Raw genomic sequence first — 17,340 nt, 5'->3', positions numbered from 1 at the left:
TGACCGCCGCGGGGCGGCCAGTATACACGACTCAGCGCTGATGCCTCGCGGTCAGTGCCCCCTCGGGGCAATGACGCTTGACGCCAGCGTGCGATATGATGCCGCAAGGAAGTTCGTGTCGCGAGCCCGTTCGCCTACGCCATAAGCCCGTCAGCGACGTTTGGCATGCCATGCTGCACGCTTCCCGCAACGCCAGGCACCAGCGTTAATTCACGACACCCCAGGACATCCCCCGTCATCCACCGCGATGACCACAGAGAAGGATGCCGGGCGAGGTCACCTTGAGCTAGAGGCTATTCCTCATGACGGACACTGCGACCGCACCGCGCCCGGTGGCGCTGATCATTCTCGACGGCTACGGACACAACGAAGATACCGCGTCCAATGCCGTTGCCGCCGCCGACACTCCTCATATGGACCGCCTGTGGAAGGAGCGTCCCCACACGCTGATCCATACCGACGGGCGCCATGTGGGCCTGCCGGACGGCCAGATGGGTAACTCAGAGGTCGGCCATATGAACCTGGGTGCCGGGCGTATCGTCTATCAGGACTTTACCCGCATCACCAAGGCCATCGAGGACGGTGAGATCGACCACAATGTCGTTCTGACCGCACCGATCGACGCTGCCGTCAGTGCCGGCAAGGCCGTCCATCTGCTGGGCCTACTTTCCCCTGGTGGCGTACATAGCCACGAGGACCACCTGCTGGCCATCGCCGAGATGGCCGCCCGCCGCGGCGCCACCCGCATCTACCTGCACGGGTTCCTGGACGGCCGCGACACAGCGCCCAAGAGCGCCCAGGCGTCGATCGAGCGCGCCAACGCCAAGCTCGCTGAGCTGGTGGGCAAAGATAACGGCTACGTGGCGTCGATCATCGGTCGCTACTTCGCGATGGACCGTGACAACCGCTGGGAGCGAGTGGAAAAGGCCTACCGCCTGATTACCGAAGGCCACGGCGAGCAGCAGGCCGAAAGTGCCGAAGCGGGTCTCGCCGCCGCCTACGAACGTGGTGAAACCGACGAGTTTGTGGCCGCTACCAGCGTGCGGCCCAACGGCGAGGCCGTCACCGTCAACGATGGTGACGCCCTGCTGTTCCTCAATTTCCGCGCCGATCGCGCCCGCGAACTCACCCGCGCCTTTGTGCTCGAGGACTTCGACGGCTTCAACCGTCAAGCACGGCCGACGCTGGCCGCCGATGGTCTGGTCATGCTGACCCAGTACGCGGCAGACATTCCCGCTCCCTCGGCCTTCCCGCCCGCAGACCTGACCAACACCCTGGGTGAGGTGATGGAGCGTCGCGGCAAGACCCAGCTGCGTATCGCCGAGACCGAAAAGTACGCCCACGTGACGTTTTTCTTCTCCGGCGGCCGCGAGCAGGAATTCGAAGGTGAGAAGCGCGCCCTGATTCCTTCCCCCCAGGACGTCAAGACCTACGACGAAAAGCCCGAGATGAGCGCCTTTGAGCTGACCGACACCCTGGTCGAGGCCATCGATGGCGGCAGCTATGACCTGATCATCTGCAACTACGCCAACGGCGACATGGTCGGCCACACCGGCGACTTCAACGCCGCCAAGGCCGCCATCGAGGCAGTGGACAAGTGCGTAGGCCGCGTGGTCGAGGCGATCGAGAGAGCCGGGGGTGCCTGTCTGATCACCGCCGACCACGGCAACGCCGAACAGATGGTGCATCCGCAGACAGGCAACCCGCAGACCGCCCACACCACCTTCCCGGTGCCACTGGTGTATGTCGGCAGCCGCGAGGCCCGGCTCAAGGATGGCGGGCGCCTGTGCGATCTTGCTCCCACCCTGCTGACGATGATGAACGAAACCGTGCCTGAGGAAATGACCGGCGAGGTGCTGATCGAACTGTCGTGAGACGATTCTTCGTACCCTTTCGTCAAGGCCGACCCGCCGCCCTTGCACGCTCAGCCATGACGCCGTCTCCCACGAGGCGGCGTCATGGCCTCGCAAGCACGCCTCATGGCCGCTGCGGCACGTTTCTGCTTGCCGCCGCCCTGTGGCTGGGCGGTCTGCCTACCCCGCTGACCGGGATGACGGTGGCCTCCTTGCCCGCTGCCTTCGCCAGCCCCGATGAGCGCGAGGCCCAGGCCACCCTGGACGCCATCGGTGAGCGCATTCAGGAGGCCAATCGGCGCCTGGCCAGCACCGATAGCGCTCGCGACGATGCCAGCGCTGACCTGCGTGAGGTGGAAACCGCCCTGGCCGACACCCACCGACAGCTGGATGAGCTGCAGGCCGAGCGCCGGGATATCGACCAGGAAATGGCCGAGCTGGAAAGACGCCGAGAGCTGATGGAGGCGGAACGCGAACAGCAGCAGGCCGCCCTGGCTCGCCAATTGGACGCGCTGTACCGCATGGGAACCACACCACAGCTGAAGCTGCTGCTGAATCAGGACGACCCTGCCCGGCTCGACCGCCTGCAGGCCTACCTCAACCATCTGGCCGAGGCACGCAACCAGCGACTGGATCTGCTGGCACAGCTCAACCGACGCCTGGACGAGAACCGGGACGCGCTGGAGCAGCGCACACAGCGCCTTGCAGCGCTCAGGGCCGATGTTGAAGCCCGCAGCCAGTCCCTGGCCCGCCAGAGCCAGGAACGCCAGGCCTTGGTGAACGAGCTGGACCAGCGTTATAACACCGAAGCCTCGCGCCTGGCAGCGCTCGACCAGGACAGGGCCCACGCCGAACGCGTGCTGCGCGACGTACAGGAGGCCATGACCCGGCTGGAGCGACCGCCCCCGTCTACCGCCATCGAGCGCACTCGCGGCGATCTGCCATGGCCGGTACAGGGCATGATGTTGAGCCGTTTTCACCAGTCCCGTGGCGTCCACCGCAATGGCATCCTGATCCAGGCAGCCTCGGGCACCGCTGTCGAGGCAGTGCATGCCGGGCGCGTGGTGTTTGCCGACTGGATGCGCGGCTTTGGCAATCTGTTGATCATCGATCACGGCGATCAGGTAATGACGCTCTATGCCCACCTGCAGCAGTTCGAGACGAGCGTCGGCAGCCGGGTCGAGCGCGGCCAGGTGCTTGGCCGCGTTGGCGTCAGCGGCGGCCGGGACGCCCCCGGACTGTACTTCGAGGTCCGCCGACGCGGCAGCCCGATTGACCCCAGCGGCTGGATCGCGCGGCGCTGATCCCTGCCATTTCCATACCACCTGCCTGGGGCTATGCTTGAACCTTGCCCCTACGTCGAGCGGAGACCGCATGTTCCAACACCGAGCCGCACATCGCCCCTCGCGCCCTGCGACCGTCACCGGGCTCGGCCTGGCGTGGTGCCTCACCGCCCTGCTGGCCTGGCCCGGCACCAGTCTGGCCCAGACCAGCAGCGCCGACGATGCGCTGCCGATCAACGAAATACAGGCCTTCTCGGAGGTCTTCGAGCGGATCAAGCGTGGCTATGTCGAGGAAGTCGACGATGCCACCCTGCTCAAGAATGCCATGCGCGGCATGTTGTCCGAGCTCGACCCGCATTCCAGTTACCTGGACGAGGACGCCTTCCGCAACCTGCGCGAGACCACCCAGGGCGAATTCGGCGGCATCGGCATCGAGGTCGGGCTCGACGACGGCCAGCTCACGGTCATCACACCGATCGATGATACGCCGGCCCAGCGGGCTGGCCTGGAAGCACGCGATGCCATCCTGCGCATTGATGACACCCCGACGGACCGCCTGACGCTGCAGGAAGCCGTGGATATGATGCGCGGTGACCCAGGTACCGACATCCGCCTCACCGTGGTGGGTGCCGGCGACGGAGCCCCAAGGGAAGTCACCCTGTCTCGCGAGATCATCCGCACCGACAGCGTGAAGAGCGACGTGCTGGAGCCCGGATATGGCTATCTGCGCATCAGCCAGTTCCAGTCGCGCACCGGTGAGCAGGTCGAAGATGCCCTGGCCGAGCTGCGGGACGAGGGCGCCCAGTCGGGTATCGTGCTGGACCTGCGCAATAACCCTGGAGGCGTACTGCAATCAGCGGTGGACGTGGCCGACGCCTTCCTCGACAGAGGCCTGATCGTCTATACCGAAGGGCGCTTGGCCGACAGCGACATGAGCTTCTCCGCCACTCGTCGCACCGTGGCGCCCGACGTGCCTCTGGTCATCCTGATCAACGGTGGCAGCGCATCCGCCGCCGAGATCGTGGCAGGCGCGCTGCAGGACCAGCGTCGCGGCGTGGTAATGGGCACCGAGAGCTTCGGCAAGGGATCGGTGCAGCAGATCCTGCCCCTCGGCAATGGAGAAGGGCTGAAGCTGACCACGGCGCTCTACTACACCCCCAACGGGCGCTCGATTCAGGCCCAGGGCATCGAGCCCGATGTGGAAGTCGTGCGGGGCCGACTCGAGGTCGCGGAAAGCAGCGGCTTGAGGATTCGTGAAGCCGACCTGCAAGGGCACCTGGGCGAGGATAGCCAGCGTGACAGGAGCGACCAGAGCGACAGACTGGCTGGAGACTATCAGCTCGGCGAGGCCCTGAACCTGCTCAAGGCGCTGAATGTCATCAGCCAGCGCACCCCTCAGTAAGACGCAGGTGGCCAGGTCATCCTGGCCACCGTCTCCTGGGCCATCACCAGAGCCATCACCTAGGCAATAACGCCTGCCGACCGGTGCGGACTGTCATCAGCGACACGACGCCGGCAGGCGCCCGCGCGACCCGGTTGCCTGCTGCATGATCAGTCGCTTGAGCAGTGACACTCGATCGACGCCAGACAAGCCCAGGTTGCGCAGCAGGGTAATACCGGGGTGGCGGCTTCCGAAGAGCCGTCTGAAGCCATCCATCATCACCAGCATCATGCTGTTGTCACCGCGCCTGCGGCGCTCGTAGCGCGCCAGCAGGCGAATGTTGCCCGGAGACACGCCTCGGCGGCGGCCCTCCAGCAATTCTTCGGCCAGCACTGCCGCATCCAGAAAGCCCAGATTGACCCCCTGACCGGCCAACGGGTGAATGCTATGGGCAGCATCACCGACCAGCGCCAGGCCTGGCTGGTGGTAGCGCTCAGCGTGACGCTGGCTCAGCGGAAAACGGATCGCCTGGTCGAGGACCTCGACCGCGCCGAGGCAGTGATCCACGGCAGCCCCCATGGCCTGTCCCAACGCCTCGGACGGCATCTCACACAGCTGCTGCGCATGCTCAGGCGAGGTCGACCAGACGATCGAGCAATAGTGGCTGTCGCCGTCGACCGTCAGCGGCAGAAAGGCCAAGGGTCCGCTGGGCAGAAACGCCTGGCGCGCTACCGCGCCATGCTGACGCTCGGTCCTGACGGTGGTGACCACTGCCTGATGCCCTGTGTCATGTTGGCTGACCTCGATCCCCGCCAACTCGCGTAGTGGTGATCGCGCCCCATCCGCACCAACCACCAGTGGCGCCGACAGCGTTCTGCCATCCTCCATTCCCACCTCACGCATATCATCACTACCGGCCAGACTGACGATTCGCTGGCCATAAAAGCGCCTGATCTGCGGCAGCGCGTCCAGGCAAGCTTCCAGTGAGGCCAGCACCAGGTCGTTCTCGACGATGTGGCCCAGTACCGAAACCCCGGCCTGGTCGGCGCGAAAACGAATCTCGCCGGAGCCCTCGGCATCCCACACCTGCATGCCGGTGTAGGGCGTTACGCGCCGTGATGTAATATCCGTCCACGCACCAATCCCCTGAAGCAACCGCTGGGATACAGGCGTCAAGGCGCTTACCCGAGGGGCAGGCGACGCCAGCGGCAGCCTCTGCCGGTCAAGAGGGCCAGGGCGTGGGTCGACCATCGCTACCGACCAGCCGGCGCGTCCCAGCAGTACGGCTAGAACCGCACCGACCATGCCGATGCCCGACACCACGACATCATAGGCTTCTGGCGCCGTCGCACTGGCCGCGTGTTGATCTTGCTCGCTCACCTTAGCCCCCGCCTGTTGTCGAATGCTGAACCATTGCCTGACGCCATCGCGCTGACAGGCACAGTGTACCGCCATGCCCCTGGCTTCGCTCGCCGCCTTGCTGTCTCATCCTCCTGATGGAGATGCCGCGCTTCCCTGAGGGAGCGCCAAATACATCAGCCGAGCGCCGCTAGGCACCCGCAGCGCAGCGAATCATTGGCGCAGGCAGTTATCCCGTGTTGCCCTAACGCTCTATCCCCATCGCTCGCCTGGTCAAGGTCCCGCGCAGCGGGCCACTCAGGTTGAGCCCGATCAGGCCCGCTGCACGAGCATGGGACAGCAGCGGCTGGTCGATGCCAAACAGTCGGATCAGTCCGTCACTGAAGCGCACCACATTACGCTGGTCCGCCTGGCGCCTCCGTTCGAAGGCCGACAAGGTGTCACTGCTTCCCGGGGCATGGCCATCTTCCAGCCCTTGGTCAATCGCCTCGACCAGGTCCATCACGCCTCGCAGGGCGAGATTGAAGCCCTGCCCCGCGACCGGGTGGAGGGCATGGGCGGCATTTCCCATCACCGCCAGGCCAGGCCGAGTCGTCTCACGTGCGGTCACCAGTGACAGCGGGTAGACGTGTCGCTTGCCCACCTTGACGAAGGCACCAGCGCGGTCGCCGAAAGCCCGCTGCAGCTCGTCGAGAAAACCCCGGTCAGACAGCGCCAGACGACGCTGCTCGCTTTCCCTGGCATGGGTCCACACCAGCTCCATCGACTGCCCGGGCAAAGGCAGCAGCGCCATCGGCCCTTCGCGGGTGAAGCGCTCATAGGCGACGCCTCCATGGGGCCGGGATACCGCCACATTGGCGATCAGCGCAACCTGCTCGTAGGGGGTGGCATCACTTTCGATGCCCAGCGCCTCTTTCAAGCCTGATCGACCGCCGTCAGCCATGACCGTAAGGCCTGCCTGCAAGGTACGACCTGATGACAGCACCAGTCGGTGTCCGCCAGCACAGGCAGAGATGTGCTCGACCGTTGCGGGACAGTGCCAGTCCAACGGCAGCTCAGCGAGGCGGTGATGCAACACCTGCCCCATCCACGCATTAGGGATCACATAGCCCAAGGCATCGACGCCCATTTCCTGCGCACGCAGCCGTGTCGCCCCCAATCGCCCTTTCTCACTGACATGAATCAATGAGATGGGGCTCGCCTGGGGGGCCATGGCCGACCACACACCCAAGGTCTCGAAGTGCGCAGCGGTCCCTGCCGCGATAGCGCTTGCCCGGGCATCGAAGCTGGGCTGCCAGTCACTGGCTGGGGCCGTCGCAGCGGCCATTGGCGAAGCTTCGATGACAGCTACCCGCAAGCCACGATCGTGGATCAACCGCGACAGTGCGACGCCCAGGCTGGCGCCGACCAGTCCGCCACCAATAATCGCGACATCAACCTGCTCAACGCCGGCCGACGCCTCCTCGCGTGCCACCCCCAAAGGCGCACTGGCGCTCGCCATTTGGCCGGGGGCATCACCTCCGGTATCCGCACCAGCCTGGGCATTGTCTTGCGCATCGGCAGCCGCTACCGCCTGTGGTGCCGCCTGATCCTGGGGACGACCTTCGGTCATACTGTAATCCTGTAAATATTTTACGTAACAAGCTTTCTGAACATGATGAGGCGATCAGAAAATAACCACATTGTGTAACAATAAAGCCAGCAGCAAGTAGCCAAAAAATCGCTCCTGGCATCGCTGAGTCCTCCTGCCGGACACAAGGTCCTGCCGGGGTCACCTTGCCGGCCAAGCGCCCTCAGCGTCCTTTCCGGTCGATCTCGATCAACTGCCTTGGCCACCTGACGTGACCCTCTACGTTGGCTGCCAGCAATAAACAGCAGCATTGCCTGACCGTCACACCAGCAAATGGCGACAGTGACAGCATCGACCAGTGGCGTCTCGGTGCTGTCGACAGCAGCAGAGAGCGACCGCTGACGACGTCGTATGTCACGCGGGCGCGCTAGGACACGAGATCCAAGCTGTCGGCGGTTTTCTCTATTTTCGATACCGTTAGCACCACGATCACAACAAAATAACCAGCAATACGCAGCATAGCAGGCTCTGCGTCAGAGTGAAGGTTGCGTATCGAGAAGGGGCTCACTGGACGGCAGAGGGCATGACCAGGTGAGAGCGCAGCAGGGCAAGGCGCTCAACCAGGGAGCGGACGAGCAAGGCGAGGTAAAGACAACGGCAACGACAACGAGCAAGGGGAGAGCGGAGAGATCTGGCCGCCGCGGCTATCGCTTGGGCGCTCAGGGCAAAGGCCGCGGCGAGGGGGGAAACGGACGGTGCAGGCGACACCGCTGACACCTGGTCCGTGGCAGGGCGCGCCCAGGCAGCGGTAGAACGCCACCTGGGAGCGCGCCTCAATGGGTGGTCGGCGGTTCTTCGTCGACCTTTTCCACTTGCGGCGTGCCCGGATGCTGTTCGGTATAGAGCAACATCGCCGCCATGCGCGCATGCTCGGTCAAGGCGAACAGGTCGTTTTCGTTTTCCGCGCTGTCATCGATATCGGTGTCGATGGCCGCCAGGCCTGCCAGGTCGTCGATGGCTTCCGCCAGCGCCGCCGACCATGCCTTGCGCGGCTCTTCACCGGCATCCTCAACGACCTCAAGAAAACCGAGCGTCCACTCCTTCAGGCCCTGCGCGCGCTCGGCCAGGGAAAACAGCTCGTCAGGCAGCAGCGGCTCAAAATTCAGCTCGCTGCCTGACAGCGCATCCAGGGTCTGGCGGCGCCAACCCAGCAGACGTTCAGCGCTGGCTTCATCCTTGGGCTGGTCGACCCCCAGGGTTAAACAGACCTGCTGCAACCAGCCTTCCGCCGTCAGATCGTGGAGCCCCAGCTCGGCACACAGACGGCCATCCAGAAAGGCCGGCGACTGCATGCTGCCGTGCAGCAGGAAGGTATCGGCAATGGTGGAAAAATCCTGGCGTTCGTTAATCAGTGACATAGCAATTTCCGCTGAAAGAGACGGCATCGGGGAGGGGACTGGGAGGGCCGCAGCAACGCCTGGCACCCCCACGCTATCGACGAAGGTCCCGCGGTCATGATGCCTCGCGTTGACCCCCCGCTGACGGCTCTCTTATAGTGACTCGCAATCGATACCCCTGATGGTAACGCATTCTGCCCCTTCGGCGCTGCGTTGACCGAGGCCCTTCCGGAGCCAGGCCCATGACAGATACCACGCGGCATACCACCGACATTACGCTGCTGGAGCGCCCCTATACCATTGCCTGCGCCCCAGAGGAGCAAGAGGGCCTTGAGCGCGCTGCGCGCTACCTGGACCAGGCTATGCAGGGTATTCACGCACGCGGCAAGATGGTGGATCGCGAGAAGATCGCGATCATGGCGGCACTCAACCTGGCCCATGAGCTACTTGGCTTGCGTGACGAGAAGCGCGCCAGTGAGGCCAGTCTCAGTGAGCTGAACACCCGACTGGAGCAGGCCTTGGCCACCGCCCCAGCCCGCGAATCACGTGACTGAGACGCCACGACGCACGTGACTCAGACACACTAAAGGACCACACCCGCCAGCGACGGTTTGCACTGGGCGCTTGTCCCTCATTGGCATCTTCGCTTTGGAGCAGCCTCGCTGTCTGTTAGCATGTAGCTGTTCCCTGGGGTGTGCGCCAGTCGTTATAGTCCCTCGAGCCTATGAGCAGTACCCAGGGGGCCAATAGCTAGCCGGGCCCGTGTGCATGTCCGTGCGACGGAAAGCCTGACGGCTCGGCTGCGGCCACCCACCTTGAACCTATGGGTTCAAGGGCCAGAACGACAGCGGCATTCTGGGGAACCTTGAACGATGAATCTGTGCTCCAACCACGAAGCTCAGACAGCGCTCGGGCACTTGTCACGCACCGAGCTGCGACGCGAGCTGCGTCGCCGACGCCGCGACTTGAGTCAGCAGCAGCAACAGACGGCGAGCCTGGCATTGGTCGCGACACTGCGTCGCCTGCCGGAGCTATTGACCGCTCGACACGTGGCGCTCTACCTGCCCAACGACGGGGAAATCGATCCTCGGCCCCTCATTCGCTGGCTGCATCGCCGCCGTGCCCAGGCCTATCTCCCGGTACTGCGCCCCTTGGCGGCCAACTGCCTGTGGTTCGTTCGCTACGACGCCCGCACCCCCATGGTGACCAATCGCTTCGGCATATCCGAGCCGGACAGCCGTTTCGGGGCGCATCCGTCACACCGTATGCCTGCCTGGGCTCTCGATGCCATCCTGCTGCCTCTGGTCGGCTTTGACTCGGCAGGGCAGCGCATGGGCATGGGAGGGGGCTTCTACGACCGCACCCTGGCCTTTGCCCATCCTGCGCAATACCACGGCGGCCCCAGGCCTCGCCTGATTGGGCTCGCCCATGATGTACAGCGAGTGGACCACCTACCGATCGCCTCCTGGGATGTCCCCCTGGATGCCATCGTCAGCGATGCAGGCGTCATTCGTCCTGCGCACTGAAACAGCCGCGGCTCAGGGCCTGAAACGCATCCGGCCGCCCATGGTGGGCGGCCGGATCGCGATATCTGCCGATGTCGTGCTCAATGGCGCGGGAGATCTCTCCCTCTGGTCGGTTTCAGCCGCCGACCAGCGCCTGGGCATAGCCGGTGGCGACGACTCCCAGACCGAAAACCAGCACCAGTGACATGATCAGATCGGGCTTGCGTCTCATTCCTGACTCCGTATATACGGCCGCCTGCCGTATTGTCTTGATGTTATAGGTCGAAGCAACTAAGGAAACACTGCATAAATGCCTGTGCAGACGATTCGCCGCGTTGCGCGCTGCTCGAACTCCTCACCTATACCGCATAGGCTCCGGGTTCTGCGCTGCGGGCGCCTTGCGCCTCATTCCGCTCGGCTGATTTATTCAGCGCTTCCCAAGCTCAGACTATAGGCTGGGCACTTATGCATGGCAATTACCACTCTAGTGGCATGACGCACGTCTACAGACCAGCTCTGGCCCAGCAAGTAAGTCAGCGCTCGCGCGCAGGATACGCCGCTTGATCCCAACTGCCAAGATGTCTTGGCACGCTATTCACTGTCCTCCGTCATGACATGCGCGGATGACGGCATTCCCCTTCGACAAGGCCCTGCTGGCCACCGTTACTCATTCCGTGTCGGTGGCGCTGACAGGGCCGATACCGTGCTGTACTCGGGGCTCTTGGCGATGCCCTGAAGCGATGCCAAGAAGCCATGCCCCAACGCTATGCCATGAACAGTTGGTAGGCGGGATTGTCGCTTTCCTTCCAATAGCGATAGCCAATGGCATCGAAATGCTCTTCCACATGACTGCGATCGCCATTGGGAATCTGCATACCGACCAGCACTCGACCATAGGCCGCGCCATGATTGCGATAGTGGAACAGCGAAATGTTCCAGTCCTGGGGGAGGTGGGTCAGGAAATTCATCAGCGCCCCGGGACGTTCGGGGAACTCGAAGCGATAGGCTTCTTCAACAAACTCGGTGCGGGGTCGACCTCCGCCAAGATGGCGAATATGCAACTTCGCCAGCTCGTTGTCGGTGAGGTCCTCGACCGGATAACCCGCCTCGAACAGACGGCCGATCAACGCCTGGCGATCTTCGCCACCGGGCTTGACCTGCACACCGACAAAGATATGGGCCTGATCGGCATCAGCGTAGCGATAATTGAATTCGGTCACCATACGCTTGCCGATGGTACGGCAGAACTTCTTGAAGCTGCCTGGGCGCTCAGGAATCGTCACCGCCAGGATCGCCTCACGCTGCTCACCCAGCTCGGTCCGTTCGGCAATATGCTGTAGGCGGTCAAAGTTGGTGTTGGCGCCAGAGTTGATGCATACCAGCGTCTGATCCTGGGCGCCGCTCTCCTGGATATACTTCTTCAGTCCGGCCAGCGACAGCGCCCCCGAGGTCTCTGACACGGCACGGGTATCCTCGAAGATATCCTTGACCGCCGCACACATCTCATCGGTGTTGACGGTAATCACGTCATCGACCAGGTCGCGCATCAGTGAAAAAGGCACCTTGCCGATCTGCGCTACGGCGACGCCCTCGGCGAATACCCCCACCCGGTCCAGCACCACCCGTTCACCCGCCTCAAGGGCAGCCTTGAGACAGGCACTGTCCTCGGACTCGACCCCGATGACCTTGATCTCAGGGCGCAGGTACTTGATGTAGGCCGCCATGCCGGCGATCAATCCGCCGCCGCCCACCGGAATGAAGACGGCGTCAATGGGGCCGCTATGCTGGCGCAGAATCTCCATGGCGACGGTCCCCTGACCGGCGACCACGTCGATGTCGTCAAACGGCGGGATGTAGGTATAGCCGTGCTGCTCCACCAACTCGTGAGCATGCTCTGCAGCAGCGGCGAAGGCATCGCCCTTGAGGATGACCTTGGCGCCCCAGCCTCGCACGGCGGCGACCTTGATTTCCGGGGTGATGCGCGGCATTACGATCACCGCCTTGACGCCCATCAACTTGGCGGCAAGCGCCAGTCCCTGAGCGTGATTTCCCGCAGAGGCCGCGATCACGCCCTTGGCCTTCTGCTCGTCGCTGAGGTGGGCCATACGGTTATAGGCGCCGCGAATCTTGAACGAGTGCACCGGCTGCAGATCTTCACGCTTGATCAGAATCTGGTTGTTGAACCGTCGAGACAGCATGGGAGCCGGGGAAATCGGCGTTTCACGGGCCGCTTCATAAACCCGGGCCTGGAGGATCTTCTTGACGGTAGCTTCGAGCATTCTGGTATCCAGCGTGAGGGGGCAAGCAAAGCCCCTATTGTTAGCATCGCGCTGCACCTGGCGTCCAGCGCCAGTCGCCTCGGCTGCTGTCTGTGCACGTTTACCCTATAATGATCGCCGCCCACCCATTTTGAAGACCCCTGCGCAGGTATCTCATGACCCAGGACGAACTCAAGGACGCTGTCGCGGCAGCCGCCATCGATGAAGTGCGCCCGATGCTTGGCAAAGACATCGTGATCGGCGTCGGCACCGGCTCGACCGCGAACTTCTTCATCGATCGACTCGCAGCGCTGCGCGGCGACTTCCGCGGTGCCGTCGCCAGTAGCGAGGCCAGCGCCAAGCGCTTGAAGGACCATGGCATCGATCTGTATGAACTGAACGAAGTTGGCACACTCCCAGTCTATGTGGACGGCGCAGACGAAGTGAATGCTCACTTGCATATGATCAAGGGCGGGGGTGCCGCACTGACCCGCGAGAAGATCGTGGCCGCCTGTTCGACCACCTTCATCTGTATCGCCGATGCGTCCAAGCGAGTGGCACGACTTGGCGACTTCCCGCTGCCGATCGAGGTGATCCCGATGGCCAGGTCCTACGTGGCGCGTGAAATGGTCAAGCTGGGTGCGGACCCGGTCTACCGCGAGGGCGTGGTGACTGACAACGGCAACCAGATCATCGATTGCTATGGTCTCGAGATCGACGATGCCGTCGCCCTCGAGCGCCAGATCAATGCCATCGTCGGCGTTGTCACCAATGGGCTGTTTGCGGCTCGTCCCGCCGACGTGCTGCTGCTCGGCAGTGCTGAAGGCGTCAGTCGTCAACTGCCGGCGTAAGCTCCCGTGCGCGCTCACTGCATCGTGCATCGATAAGCGCATCCAGCCCATCGAGGGTCGCGTCCAACGCACCTCGATGGGTATCAAGCACGTGCTGCCCAGCCTCACTGAGCCGCTGACGCTGTTCACCATCTTCCAGTAACGCCGCCACTCGCTCACTCAGTTCCTCGGCATCGGCAACCTCGACCAGCGCTGCGGCATCTCGCAACGCCTGGGCGACGTCCGCGAAGTTCTCCAGGTGAGGTCCGGTAACCACCGGCACCCCCATCATGGCGGGCTCCAGCAGGTTGTGTCCTCCGATCGGCACGAGGCTGCCCCCCACAAACGCAAGGTCGGCACACCCGTAGAGGGCCTGCAGCTCGCCCATGCTGTCACCGAGATACACATGGACCCGAGCGCTGGGCACACGTCCGCGGGAACGGCGGACGGTGTCGAAACCGGCCTCACGGCACAGTTCGGCGACGTCATCAAAGCGCTGCGGATGCCTCGGTACCAGCACCAGCAACGCATCCGGGAAGCGCTCCAGCAGCCGTCGATGCACCTCCAGCAACTGCTCGTCTTCACCCGGATGGGTCGATCCTGCGACCCAGACCGGTCGATGACCAATGGCTGCGTGCAAGCGCTCACTCACCACCTGAGAGGCGGGATCCACCGTCATGTCGAACTTCATCGAGCCGACGACCTGAATATTCTGGGGCGCCATGCCTAGCGCGATGAAGCGCTCAGCGTCGTCTCTGGACTTGGCCGCCAGCCAATCGACACAGGACAGCGCCTGGGCCATCAGCGGGCGCAGCCGGCGATAGCCGCGAAAGGCGCGTGGCGACAGTCGTCCATTGACCACCGCAACGGGAATGCTCTGCTGGACACAGGCGTTGAGCAGGTTAGGCCATAGCTCGGTCTCGAAGAAGATGGCCTGCTGCGGTGCCAGGCGCTGGACGAAACGCCGCGCCGCGCCAGGAAAGTCCAGCGCCACGAAAACGTGGCTCAAGGGGGCCGCAGCCTCCGCCTCAGGCACGTCCTCGGCCAACGAGGCCACGCGCTCGGCGCCGGTGGCGGTCATGGTGCTGACCACCAGCCGATGATCAGGGTGCCGCAAGCGCAGCGCTCGAATCAGCGGGCGGGCGGCGACGACCTCTCCTACCGATGCGCAATGGAGCCAGAGCCTTGGACGCTCATCGGCGAAGGGCAGCAAACAGCCAAGGCGCTCTGCTCGAGGTCGTCCCACCAATTGTTCCCGCCACACTCGTCGCCAGATCACCGGCGAGAGCAGGCAAAGCGCGCCTGAATAGGCAAGCCGCGGCCAGCGCATGCTCAGCCCTCACGGTCGAGGATGGTCGATATCATGGCGGTGGTGGAGACACCGTCCTCAAAGCCCAGCACCTTGACCTCGCCACCGGCAGCGCGGACCGCCTCGCCGCCCGCGATGTCCTCGGGCCGATAATCCCCCCCCTTGACCAGTACATCCGGCAGCACGGCTTCGATCAGCCGTGCCGGAGTCTCTTCGGCGAAGGGCACCACCCAGTCGACGGCCCCCAGGCCCGCCAGCACTTGCATCCGACGGTGAAGCGGGTTGATCGGTCGCTTGGGCCCCTTGAGCCGACGGATAGACTCGTCATCGTTTACCGCCACGATCAGGCGATCACCCAGCTGTCGAGCGTGCTCCAGGTAGGCCACATGGCCTGCGTGCAGAATGTCGAAGCAGCCGTTGGTCATGACGACCCGTTCACCGCGCGCCTGAGCTGCGCGCACCGCAAGCACCAGCGGACATTCTTCGATGACGCCGAATTCGGCCAACTTATCGCCATGCAGAGCGGTATAAAGCTCGGCAATCGACAGGGTCGCGGTGCCGGGCTTGGCCACCACCAGGCCCGCCGCCAGGTTGGACAAGGTCATGGCCTCGGCAAAGCCATGCCCGGCGGCAAGAGCCAGCCCAAGCACGGCAATCACGGTATCGCCGGCACCGGTCACATCATAGACCTCACGTGCTCGGGTCGGCAGGTGCAAGGGGTCTTGCCCTTCGCGAATCAGCGTCATGCCCTTTTCGCTACGGGTGATCAGCAGCGCTTCCAGGTCCAGCTCCTGGCGCAGCGCTTCTCCCTTGCTGGCCAGGATGTCATCGCTCGGGCAAGGCCCGACCACCGCCTCGAACTCGGCCAGATTGGGGGTAATCACGCTGGCACCGCGGTAGCGGCGAAAATCGCTGCCCTTGGGATCCACCAGCACGCGCTTGCCGGCACGGCGCATCTCGGGAATGACCGCTTCGACATTGGCCAGGGTGCCCTTGCCATAGTCGGACAGGATCACCAGGTCGAAACTGTCGGTGGCCTCTACCAGTCGCGGGGCCAGTTCGCTGGTATCGATCTTGTCGAGCCCGTCCTCGAAATCCAGGCGGATCAGCTGCTGGTTGCGGCTCATTACCCTAAGCTTGGTAATCGTGGGCACACCAGGAGTACGGTGAAAGTGAGTACTTACTCCCACTTCCTCCAGGCGAGTCGTCAGGCGGTCGGCATTGTCATCGTCCCCGACCAACCCAGCCAGCGCCGCATGAGCGCCCAGCGAGGCAATGTTCAGCGCAACGTTGGCGGCGCCCCCGGGACGATCTTCGCACTCTTCCACCCGCACCACCGGCACCGGCGCCTCGGGCGAGATCCGCGAGGTTCCCCCATGCCAGTAGCGGTCCAGCATGACGTCGCCCACCACCAGTACGCGGGAGCGCTCAAGCGCGGTCAAATCAAGCTTCATCGGGGGACTCCCTATCGAGGTCGGAGCGGGAAGAGGCGGCAGTATCGGCCAGCAGTCGGTCTAGCTGCGCAATGACGTCGTCAGCGCTGATCAGGGACATCGCGTCCGGGTGACGCACCCGCTGCCCCCAGGTGATAGTGTCAGCGTCCTCGTGCAGGAACTGGCGCACGGCGTCGGGGTAGCGATTGACCACATAGTCTCGCCAAAGGTATGGGGCGGCACGATCCGGATTGGTCGTCGCAAACAGGCCCACCACCGGTGTGTTCAGGGCATTGGCCATATGCACGGGTCCTGAATCCGGAGCGATGACCGCACGGGCCCGATCGATCAGCGCCAGCAGGCCCTTGAGCGACGTGCCACCGATGGCGTCGATCACCGCATCACTCTGGCACAGGCCCTGGATGCGCGAGCCCATCTCTCTTTCCTGGGTGCTGCCACCACCGGTCATGACGGTCTTCAGGCCATATTGGGTCCAGGCATGCTCGACCACGGCGGCGTAGCCTTCTGCCGACCAGTTGCGGAAATTGCGCAGACGCGGGTTTGCACAGGGGCTGATCAACACGTAGCCCGCCTCCCCGGTCAGCTCACGGGCTTCCTGGTAAGCCGCCTCGGGTATCGGCAGGCGCCACTCCAGGCTGTCATCCTCGACGCCCATCAAGCGAGCAAAGTCCATGAAGGACTCGAGAACGTGAGCGCGATCACGCGGGGCCAGCTGACGATGGGTAAACCAGTACTGACGATCCTTGGCGCGAGCCGGATCAAAACCCACCCGCACATCGGCCTTGAGTCCCAGTGACAGCACACTGGCCCGCAGCGCTTGCTGCATGTGCAGCAGCACATCAAACCGGGTATCGGCCAGTTCTCGCCACAGCGCGCGCATGCCCTTGAGGCCAGTGGACTTGTCGTAGACGATGAACTCGACCCCTGACAAGCCCGTCAGTAGACTGTGTTCGCCCTTGCCGATGATCCAGGTGATCCGCGCTTCGGGCCATTGGCGCTGCAGGGCTCGAACCGTGGGCACCAGGTTGCAGACATCTCCCAGGGCGGAGAGACGCAGCACGCCGATGTGGGCTGGACGAGCGGGCAGAGGATGCTTCATGCGGTTGGCAACGTATCAATCAGGAAAGGTGGGCATTTTATA

13 protein-coding genes and 1 other RNA gene are annotated in these 17,340 nt (G+C 63.7%); 7 read left to right on the top strand and 7 right to left on the bottom strand.

What is annotated here, in order from left to right:
- The first annotated feature begins 302 nt into the window (after positions 1-302).
- From gpmI to KUV72_RS07655, 3 genes are all read left to right on the top strand, one after another.
- Positions 303-1,874: a 2,3-bisphosphoglycerate-independent phosphoglycerate mutase gene (gpmI, locus tag KUV72_RS07665; protein ID WP_206942131.1), complete on the top strand. Its 1,572-nt coding sequence runs from the start codon at positions 303-305 to the stop codon at positions 1,872-1,874.
- Positions 1,875-1,930: 56 nt separating this feature from the next.
- Positions 1,931-3,157 carry a murein hydrolase activator EnvC family protein gene (locus KUV72_RS07660; RefSeq protein ID WP_315857867.1) on the top strand — a complete coding sequence of 409 codons (1,227 nt, stop codon included), beginning with the start codon at positions 1,931-1,933 and terminating at the stop codon, positions 3,155-3,157.
- Between the two features lie 70 nt (positions 3,158-3,227).
- Positions 3,228-4,538 (top strand): S41 family peptidase, encoded by a 1,311-nt coding sequence (locus tag KUV72_RS07655; RefSeq protein ID WP_206942130.1) that lies wholly within the window; start codon positions 3,228-3,230, stop codon positions 4,536-4,538.
- 96 nt (positions 4,539-4,634) lie between these two features.
- Here the strand turns inward: KUV72_RS07655 and KUV72_RS07650 are convergent, their stop codons facing one another.
- From KUV72_RS07650 to KUV72_RS07640, 3 genes are all read right to left on the bottom strand, one after another.
- Complete coding sequence (locus KUV72_RS07650; RefSeq protein ID WP_409995883.1) at positions 4,635-5,822, bottom strand: UbiH/UbiF/VisC/COQ6 family ubiquinone biosynthesis hydroxylase; 1,188 nt, start codon at positions 5,820-5,822, stop codon at positions 4,635-4,637.
- A 298-nt stretch (positions 5,823-6,120) separates the two neighbouring features.
- Positions 6,121-7,377, bottom strand: coding sequence for a 2-octaprenyl-6-methoxyphenyl hydroxylase (ubiH, locus tag KUV72_RS07645; RefSeq protein ID WP_222162511.1), 1,257 nt, complete (start codon positions 7,375-7,377; stop codon positions 6,121-6,123).
- 902 nt (positions 7,378-8,279) lie between these two features.
- Positions 8,280-8,864 (bottom strand): UPF0149 family protein, encoded by a 585-nt coding sequence (locus KUV72_RS07640; RefSeq protein WP_222162254.1) that lies wholly within the window; start codon positions 8,862-8,864, stop codon positions 8,280-8,282.
- A 221-nt stretch (positions 8,865-9,085) separates the two neighbouring features.
- Between KUV72_RS07640 and KUV72_RS07635 the strand changes: the two genes are divergently transcribed.
- The 3 genes from KUV72_RS07635 (at position 9,086) to KUV72_RS07625 (ending at position 10,369) form a co-directional block, all read left to right on the top strand.
- Positions 9,086-9,397 carry a cell division protein ZapA gene (locus tag KUV72_RS07635; RefSeq protein ID WP_206942127.1) on the top strand — a complete coding sequence of 104 codons (312 nt, stop codon included), beginning with the start codon at positions 9,086-9,088 and terminating at the stop codon, positions 9,395-9,397.
- 127 nt (positions 9,398-9,524) lie between these two features.
- Positions 9,525-9,709: non-coding RNA, 6S RNA (ssrS, locus tag KUV72_RS07630), on the top strand.
- 6 nt (positions 9,710-9,715) lie between these two features.
- A complete protein-coding gene (locus tag KUV72_RS07625) occupies positions 9,716-10,369 on the top strand; it encodes a 5-formyltetrahydrofolate cyclo-ligase (protein WP_222237924.1) in 654 nt (217 codons plus the stop codon).
- Positions 10,370-11,112: 743 nt separating this feature from the next.
- Here the strand turns inward: KUV72_RS07625 and ilvA are convergent.
- Positions 11,113-12,627 carry a threonine ammonia-lyase, biosynthetic gene (gene ilvA / locus KUV72_RS07620; RefSeq protein WP_222237923.1) on the bottom strand — a complete coding sequence of 505 codons (1,515 nt, stop codon included), beginning with the start codon at positions 12,625-12,627 and terminating at the stop codon, positions 11,113-11,115.
- Positions 12,628-12,782: 155 nt separating this feature from the next.
- Between ilvA and rpiA the strand changes: the two genes are divergently transcribed.
- Positions 12,783-13,457 (top strand): ribose-5-phosphate isomerase RpiA, encoded by a 675-nt coding sequence (gene rpiA / locus KUV72_RS07615; RefSeq protein WP_222162257.1) that lies wholly within the window; start codon positions 12,783-12,785, stop codon positions 13,455-13,457.
- Here rpiA and waaA read toward each other — a convergent pair.
- The 3 genes from waaA to KUV72_RS07600 are packed head-to-tail and all read right to left on the bottom strand — an operon-like array spanning position 13,435 to position 17,298.
- Positions 13,435-14,766, bottom strand: a complete 1,332-nt coding sequence (gene waaA / locus KUV72_RS07610) for a lipid IV(A) 3-deoxy-D-manno-octulosonic acid transferase (RefSeq protein WP_222237922.1) — start codon at positions 14,764-14,766, stop codon at positions 13,435-13,437. The two genes, rpiA and waaA, sit on opposite strands and share 23 nt — an antisense overlap.
- Positions 14,767-14,768: 2 nt before the next feature.
- Complete coding sequence (hldE, locus tag KUV72_RS07605; RefSeq protein ID WP_206942119.1) at positions 14,769-16,199, bottom strand: bifunctional D-glycero-beta-D-manno-heptose-7-phosphate kinase/D-glycero-beta-D-manno-heptose 1-phosphate adenylyltransferase HldE; 1,431 nt, start codon at positions 16,197-16,199, stop codon at positions 14,769-14,771.
- Entirely contained in the window at positions 16,189-17,298 is a 1,110-nt protein-coding gene (locus KUV72_RS07600; RefSeq protein WP_222237921.1) for a glycosyltransferase family 9 protein, read from the bottom strand. Before KUV72_RS07600 ends, hldE begins: the two co-directional genes overlap by 11 nt.
- Between the last annotated feature and the right edge of the window lie 42 nt (positions 17,299-17,340).

Source organism: Halomonas sp. DP4Y7-1 (assembly GCF_019800705.1).
In the GTDB taxonomy this organism is placed as follows: domain Bacteria; phylum Pseudomonadota; class Gammaproteobacteria; order Pseudomonadales; family Halomonadaceae; genus Halomonas; species Halomonas litopenaei_A.
This window is presented reverse-complemented; position numbering and strand designations above follow the sequence as displayed.